2 protein-coding genes are annotated in these 1323 nt (G+C 58.5%); both read right to left on the bottom strand.

From position 1 onward, the window contains the following. On the bottom strand, nucleotides 1-191 hold a 191-nt coding region (locus BLT27_RS18940; RefSeq protein WP_139172452.1), incomplete at its 3' end, for a hypothetical protein. A gap of 52 nt (nucleotides 192-243) precedes the next feature. Then, the coding region (locus BLT27_RS18935; protein WP_175526529.1) for a hypothetical protein at nucleotides 244-1323 on the bottom strand (1080 nt) is incomplete at its 5' end.

The following is a 1323-nucleotide window of genomic DNA, read 5'->3' as shown; positions in this document are numbered from 1 at the left end:
CCGTCCTGGGTGCGGACCATCCCGTTCGAATCCTGGCTGGGACTCCGCTCGAACGTCCGGTTCCACTGCTCGGTGACGTACGGCTCCATTCCCAGGATGGAGCGGACGGAGAGGAGACTGGTGAGGCCGGCCGCACCGGCGCTGTGCTGGAGGAACTCACGGCGGTTCGCTTGCGGGGCGTCTCTCGGCACGATATTAATTCAAGATACTGGGTCAGAAATAAGGGTGTTCTGGTTTCGCGATTTAGCTGATACGGTCGTGCCACCCGGAGGACGACCCGTCGTCCTCTGCTTCGTCGTCGGAGCGCCACTTCTTGACGGCCCAGCCACCAGCACCGACCGCACCGAGCCCGGCGAGTGTTGGAACGAGGTCGGGCGTGTTGTCCTGTTCGACGGAGACGCCGCCGACCCACAGACTCGTACTCGTTCCTCGGTCCCGTCCCTGAAGGCCAGATACGGCAAACCCGTCTTCGGTTGGGACGACCTGCTGGGCCTTTCGGTATTTGTCACCATCGTCGACATCCCGGAAATGGTGGACTGATTCGACGCGTCCGTCATCGATATCCATCACGACCATCCAGCCAGGTCGTGTTGCTTTGCGTTTGATTTTCCCGACAGTTGCAACGTATCCCTTCCCTCCGAGAGCGACGCTCTTCCCCCGGTGATAGATCGAGTCTACAATATCGATGATAGTGTTCCAGACGATATTCCCCTCCGAATCAAATCGTTTTCCTCCTGCACCTGAAACAGACACAACATATCCCCCGTCGGAAAGCCGGACAGCATCGGTGTAGATTCCTCCATAATACTCGAGTCCCTGGTTGTCTTCGAGTAAGTTAATATCCATTTGTATTATGTTGCTGTCCGGAGCGAATCTATCGACACGGAAGTAGTCCCCCGGATTCGAAGCTACGCAGACGGCATCGTCGATGGTGACATCGATGACCTGCACGTCTGTAGGTTCGACAGCAGCAGCCCGCTGCCAGATGAGGCCGGCATCTGGTCCGAAGCGCGTCGCTGCTACCATCGAATCATAGTTATCGTCGTCGGGTCCGCGCCCGATTCCACCTGCGACGACACATCCTCCGTTGACAGTCCCACAAATCTGGAGGGGTGGATCGTAGTCGACGACGTCGTCCCACTCGGGAAGCCACTCACGGATCCACACCGGTTCACCCTCTGGTGTGGTCTTCACGACGTTCCAACCCCCACCGTCGGTGGCGACGTAGAGCGAGCCATCACCGGCTTCGGCGATGTCCCATGGGACTTCTGTGGCCACACCATCAACCTGTCCGATTTTCCGCTCCCACAGTTTCGTCCCATC

The organism is Haloarchaeobius iranensis (genome assembly GCF_900103505.1).
GTDB lineage: Archaea > Halobacteriota > Halobacteria > Halobacteriales > Natrialbaceae > Haloarchaeobius > Haloarchaeobius iranensis.
Note: the sequence above shows the minus strand (reverse complement) of the source record. Positions and strands in the feature narration are given on the sequence as shown.